This is a genomic window from Hymenobacter cheonanensis, from assembly GCF_030581075.1.
GTDB lineage: Bacteria > Bacteroidota > Bacteroidia > Cytophagales > Hymenobacteraceae > Hymenobacter.
The window spans coordinates 115,132-121,399 of sequence record NZ_JAUQSW010000015.1; the positions used below are offsets into that span (position 1 = coordinate 115,132).

Consider the following 6,268-nt stretch of genomic DNA (forward strand, 5'->3'; position numbering starts at 1 on the left):
CCGGTGATATTGCTGGCTGCTTCAATCGAGCCTGATGAAATTGAAATTTGCAGCTAGCTATACCACCGATGCCCATAATATCTCATAGAGCCAGCCGCGCCCCAGCGTTCACCCACTATTCCTCCTCCAGCTTCAGGCCCAGTTGCCGCGCCGATTCTTTAATAATTTTATACTCGGCGCTATTCTCCGTCAGCGGCTTAGCAGTAGTAGAGCGCCCTTTGATGCTGACCGTGATTTCCACCCGGTTATCTATCAGCGGACGGATAAAGCTGGCAAAGAGCTGGGTGTAGTTTTCGACCGGCACCTGGCCCGACACCGTTACGGCCCGCAATACGCGCGGCTCGCCCACCACGGAAGCAGCGGTCGGCTGCTCCGCAGCCGGTTGGCCAGGCTGTACTACCACCGCCTCCGTGGCGGATGCAAGGGGGCTAGCCGGCACCTTAGCCAGAAGCTCAGCCGCCCGTGCTTTGTCGATAAGCCAGTAGCTAGGCTCGGTTACTTCAAAGAGCGGTACGGCTTGTTTCAGCCACACGGTTTTCAGGTCGCGGCCGTCGTCGCTGGCCGCGATGCCAAAGTCGCCACTGGCGCAGAAGCGCAGCAAGCTGTCCTGCACCACGGCCTGGTTCCATATTAAGGGCTTGTCGTCGAAGCGCAGGAAGGCCTCGTACACGTCTTTAGTTCGTAGCGGGCGGGCGGCCTCAGGCAGCAGGCCGTGCTGGCGCAGCGTGCCCAGGCCCACGCCTTTGCGCAGCAACAGCTCATCGGCTTCGAGCAGGGCGGGCAGGTTGGCAGTGAGCTGCTGGTCGAAGGTGGCGGCAAACTCCTTGAAATGCAACAGCTGGGTGCCGTCCTTGGCGCGGTACTTGGCTACCACCGAGTAGGCACCTATCAGGGCTTTTTCTACCTGGGCCTGGCACTCGTCGCTGCGGCGCTTGAGGTCGAGGCGCTGCTCGGGCTCCAGCTGGCTGTTATAATCCTGCCGGATTTTTTCGCAGGCCAGGTAGTCCCGCACCGCCGCGTTGAGCCTGGCGGCCCCCAGGTCGGAGGCCAGCAAAAACAGTAGCGTATTGCGGTAAATGCGCTCGATGGTGCCGCGCTTGGTGGCAATGACCTCGATGCGGCGGGCGGTGGCCTTATCAAAGGTGCCGTCGGAACGCAGGCGCTGGCTGAGCGGCAGCAGCACCAAGGTTAGTTGCTGCTGCTCGGGCACGTCGTTGGAGGCGGGGTTCAGCAGCAGCCGGAAGCCAGCCACACGGCCTGCCTTCTCCTGCACGCGCCGCTGAATCTCGCTGTCCACGCTAGCCTCGGTCACGTCGTTTTTGGCCTGGTTTATCAGGATATTGACGTTGGGCTTGGTATGAAACCAGTAGCGCTTGCCGTCGCCACCGGCCGCGTAGTAGAGGTAGTGGGCGCTTGCTTCCAGCTCGTCGAGCACGCTGTTAATGGTGTTGTGGTTCAGCTCATCGGCGGGCCGCACCACGTTCAGCTTCAATTCGCGCACGCTCAGGCCCTTGTTGCTGCCATCGCCCCCAAACGAGTTGAGCAGAATGGTGGTGGCCAGGCCCTGGGCCAGGTGCCGGTCGCCGTACTCCTTTTTGGCTTCGTCCAGCTTGCGGGCGTTGGCGGCCGCGCCGGCCACATCGGCCGTGAGCACGGCCTCGTAGCCGCTGCCGTAGAGCTTTTTCAGCTCGCCGGTCAGCGGGTCAAGGTTTTCGAGGCGTACGTCGCTGGTGTGCACCAGCCACTGCTTGCCGGGCAGGCTGTTGCGGCGCTGCCACAAGTCGGCCAGGATGGCGGCCAGCAGGCGCAGCGCCCCGCGGGTGCGCTGGAAGTCGTGGTGGCTGGCCCAGCGCTGCCGAAATACCTCAATCAACTCGGGGTGAAAGGGATAGGCCTTTTCCATAAGCCGGCGGTAGCCCGCCTGCAAGGCCGGGCCGGGCAGGTCGCTGAAAAGCGTCTGGTAGTAGTCGTGGTACTGCCCGGCCACGGCCAGGCGCACCGCCTCCGGGCCCAGGTTCTCGAACAGGCGGCGGCGCACCACCTCAAAAATCTCGTCGTCGCGCACGGGCTGGGTATCGGCCCCTACCCTTCCCACGCGGCCCTGCAAGCGGCTCAAAATCTGGCCCGCCTCGGCAGTGGTGCTCACTTCGGTGTCGCTGGCGGGCAGCGTTACCACCAGCACGGCGCGGGGCGCGGCGGCCACGGCCTCGGTCAGGGCCTGCATAAAACTGATAGTCTGGTCGGCCAGAGTGCTGGCACCTACCACTTTGCCGGCGGCCTGCACGCAGTAGTCCGCCAGCTCGTCGAGCAGCAACAGGGCTGGGCCGTGCTGCTCACCCACCAGCTCCAGCACCCGCTGAAAAGTGCCGCCCGGCGAAATCCGCTCCTCGTCGGAGGTCCGCACCAGTTCGTAGGCGGCGGCCCCGCCCAGCTGCCAGGCCAGCTCGCCCCACAGCGTGTGCAGGCGGGGGCCACCGTTGGGCACCTGCCGGCCCTCGGCCACGTTGTTGGTGGTGTTAGTAAATACGGCCACCCGCGCCTCGGCAAAGTTGGGCAGCAGCGGGGCCTGGTACGAGCCGGCCGCCAGCAGCTCCTGGGCCACGGCGGGTTTCAGGCGCTCGCCCGTGCGGGCCAGGTGCCAGAGCGAAATCAGGGTGTGAGTTTTGCCGCCCCCGAAGCCGGTTTGCAGCGAGATAACGCGGTTTTCGCCGTCGCCGCCGCCGTTCAGGCCCTCTACCACGCGGCGGGCCACCGTGCGCAGGCCCTGCGTAAAGTAGGTTTTGGCGAAGAACGTATCGGCGTCGCGGTACAGCTCGCGCCCGTTGCCCAGGGCTACCTCGGCCACGTTGGCCGCGAAAATGCTCTCATCGAGCCGCCCCTGCCGGATGTCGAGCGCCGGCTCCACCACCCGAAACCAGGCCCTAGGGCCGCTCGCCTCGGGCTGGGCTACCGGAGCGGGCGCAACGGCCGGCGGCTCGGCGGGCAAGCTGCGTAGGCTTTGCAGCTCGGCCTCCAGGTCGGGCTGCCGCATGGCTTTGGCAATGGTTTTGAGGTGAATCCAGGCCTTGGCGGCTTCGTCCTCATCCAACTCCTGGTGATAGTGGGCAATTTTGTTACGCACCTCGGCCACCTCCTTCAACCAACTGGCCAGCGCGCCGGCGTGGCGGCCAAAGTCGGCTTTGAGCAGCTCGCGAAACTTGTAGGCAAACGAGTTCAGATACTGGAAATCGACCAGCGTAACGGGGTCGGAGCCGGCCCGCAGCCCCTGCTGCCACGACTCGCGCTGGCCAGCCCCTAACGCCTCCACAAACGCCTCGGCCCAGGCGTCGCCGTGCGCGCCGCGCAGCACCTCTACCACGTAAGGCCGAAAGGCTTCAATAAACAGGCCCAGGCCTTTGTATAAATTCTGCTTCTGATAGGTAGTCAGTGACATAGCGAGTACTAGGGTGGCGCGTGTTGAGTAAAGAAGACCAGGGCCGCTTTGGCGGTGTGGGCAGTAGCGCGGACTTTCAATCCGCAAGTGGTGGCGTTGGTACTCACGGACTGAAAGTCCGCGCTACTGGCCTAGGCAAACAGGTCGCCGGTAGCCCCGGCTTGGACTTGGTCAAGCTGCTTCACCTCGCGTAGCAGGCTGTCGCGGTCAGCCAGCAGGCCGGCGGTGAGGCGGTGGTCATCGGCCCCGGCAGGCAGCACCTCGCCCAGCGCCGTGAGCACCCGCCAGAAGGGCCGCTCGGGGGCCGGGGCCACCCGCGCCAGGTGCTGCACCAGCGGCCGGCGCTGCCCCCGGTGGTAGAGGCCTAGCGCCCGGTGGGCCTGGTCGAGCAGCAAGTCATCCGCATTCACGCCCAGTGACTTGTGCTCCAGCAGGCGCTCGGCCGAAGTGGCCAGCGTAAGCTTATTGCCCTTCTTGGCGAAGATGCCGTGGCTGAGTAGCTCGGCCACGTTGAGCTGCAAGCCGGCCCGGCTGAACTTGGCCGCGTCGTCGAAATCGGCTTCGGTGAGGCCATAGAGCTGGAGCCAGCCGATGTAGAACTTGGTGTACTCGTCGCCGTCGAACCCCTTGAGTAGGGCCTTGAAGGCGCTTTCGCGGGCCAGCGCCAGCAGCTCGGCCACCGTCACGCGGGTACCGTCCGATTTTTCCACCCGCTCGTACTGCCCAAATACGCTCACAGCTTGCCCGAAGCAAGCGGTCAGCAGGTCAGCCCCCCGGAAGCCCAGGCGGTACAGCTCGTCTACCTCCCGCGCCACGGTGGCTTCGATATCGTCGCGCACCCGCTTGTAGTTTCCCTCGCCCTGCCGCACCACGGGCCGGCACGCCACGGTGACGGAGGAAGAAAGGAAGGCTTTTTCTGCTTTCAATGCACCTGTTACCTCCGTATCAATTGCCCAACTGCCCGTAATATTCATGTTCGCACCTAGCACCGAATTACATAGCGTGGTCCACGCCTCGGTACTTTGGTGGGCGAACATGATACTCACCATATCAGAGGTTTGCCGCTCAATGGTGTTGAAAATGCCTTGTAGCTTCTTTTCAAAATGTGCTCTTGCAGCATCGTTGTTTTTGTGATGATGCTTAAGGGCTGTGCATTCTTCCTTTTTGGGTGTTAGAGGAAACGCAAAATTCAATGGATAAACATTCCCAAGGGTGCGCTTCAGCCATATGTAAAAGAAGTCTGATAAATCAGCGTAAGCAATGGCATCATAGTAGGGCGGGTCTGTAACAACAGCTGTTATTGATTTCGCTTCGAATTGGGACTCATCCCCGCTCGAAGCATTTTTACAAACAGCCGAAAATTCGCCGCATTCCTCTTGAATAAAATTGACGATGGAATCGAGCTGACCATATGCGCTTCCTGATAAAGAACCGAAAGGATTCATTTCAGGATAATCAAAAACCATCGGAATAGCTTGCCTGCCGAACGGATGCTCAACGGTTTCCTGCAGTATATGCCAAACCCCATAAGAAGTGTTGCGAGCAGCAATGCGGTCGACTAGTACCCCGAGGTAAGTCACAATTGCCCTATTATATTCGTTCTCAATAAAAAGCTCCTCTTTTTTGAGTTTTTCTAACTCCCAAAGCAGCCTTTCAAATGTCAACAACTGTCTTTTTGAAAACATCTGACCGAACGAGTCCACACTCCAGCCTGGCGTGTTGAAATTACGGTTATTGCCAACCTGCAACTTCTCACTAAGCACCAAGGCAGGAGATGGCAAGCCATTTATTACTTCCTCGTCTTTCTGGCTCGGCAATTCATACAGTCTTTCAGTGTTTCCCTCTTTAATTGTTGCGATGAGAATTTCTTTTATACCATTTTGATGAAATTCTGCTTTAAGAGAACTGGCGTTGGTAATGCTTGCGCATACCGGACAATTTAAATTGCCCCTACTATTCCAGCCGGAATTTTCATACTCACCCTTAGCAATCGAAAAGGTTATTTTATTACCTGTGATGCTGGGTTTAAGATGCACCCACTTGCTCGATGAAGTACCCCGGCGCTTCGATAAATAAAACTGCTTGAGCAGCGGCACCTCGGCGCGGCAGCTGGGGTTGGCGCAGGTGCCCACCCGCGCCCAATAGTAGGCAATGGGCTTGCGGCCCTTTTCGTCGGCGGGGTAGAAGTGGCCGATTTCGGCTTCGGCCCGCCCCAGTAGGCGGCGAGCAAAAAACTCCACATCGAAGGCCAGGCGGTTGGCCAGCCGGATGCTGCCGGTGGAGGTGTCGAGCACGTGCTGTTTGGCGTGCTGCCGGGCATATTCCGGCTCGCCGTAGCGGGCTACGAAAGCCGCGTAGCTGTACGTGATGGGCTTGCCAAACCGTTGCGGAAACTCCAGCGAGGCCCGCTGAATGATGTGAGCTACAGGGTTAATGTCGTTGCCGAAGGCCCGGCAGCCCAGCCGGGCCGCTTCCAGTGGGATGGCCCCGCCGCCCGCAAACGGGTCAAACACGCGGGGCATCCGGTCGAGAAACGCCTCGGTGGCCGCGTGCAGCTCGGCTTCCAGACGGGCTACTTCGGGCGATGGCGCGTGCCGGTCGGAGTGGCGGTAGAGGGCCTGTTCGGCCGCGTGCAGGGCCTGCTCGTGGTAGTCGTAGTCGGCCAGCAGGGCCGTTAATTCAAGCTCGCACTCACTCGTAAATTGCTTGTTTTCAGCATTTTGCGGGGGGGGGGGGGGGGGGGGGGAGGGGGGGGGGTGGGGGGCCGCCTGGGAGAGCCTGCGGGCACGGCCGAAGAGACCAGGGTCATTTTTACATTCCTAGCGGGTAGATGCG

General features: G+C 61.1%; 3 protein-coding genes. 1 reads left to right on the forward strand and 2 read right to left on the reverse strand.

Features of this window, described 5'->3' with window-relative positions:
* Positions 1-115: 115 nt before the first annotated feature.
* Positions 116-3,433 (reverse strand): DUF499 domain-containing protein, encoded by a 3,318-nt coding sequence (locus tag Q5H89_RS22015; protein ID WP_305021491.1) that lies wholly within the window; start codon positions 3,431-3,433, stop codon positions 116-118.
* Between the two features lie 131 nt (positions 3,434-3,564).
* Entirely contained in the window at positions 3,565-5,727 is a 2,163-nt protein-coding gene (locus Q5H89_RS22020; RefSeq protein ID WP_305021492.1) for a DUF1156 domain-containing protein, read from the reverse strand.
* On the opposite strand from Q5H89_RS22020, the gene Q5H89_RS22025 reads away from it, so the two are divergent.
* Positions 5,728-6,111: a hypothetical protein gene (locus Q5H89_RS22025; RefSeq protein ID WP_305021493.1), complete on the forward strand. Its 384-nt coding sequence runs from the start codon at positions 5,728-5,730 to the stop codon at positions 6,109-6,111. It abuts the gene before it with no gap.
* Positions 6,112-6,268: the final 157 nt, after the last annotated feature.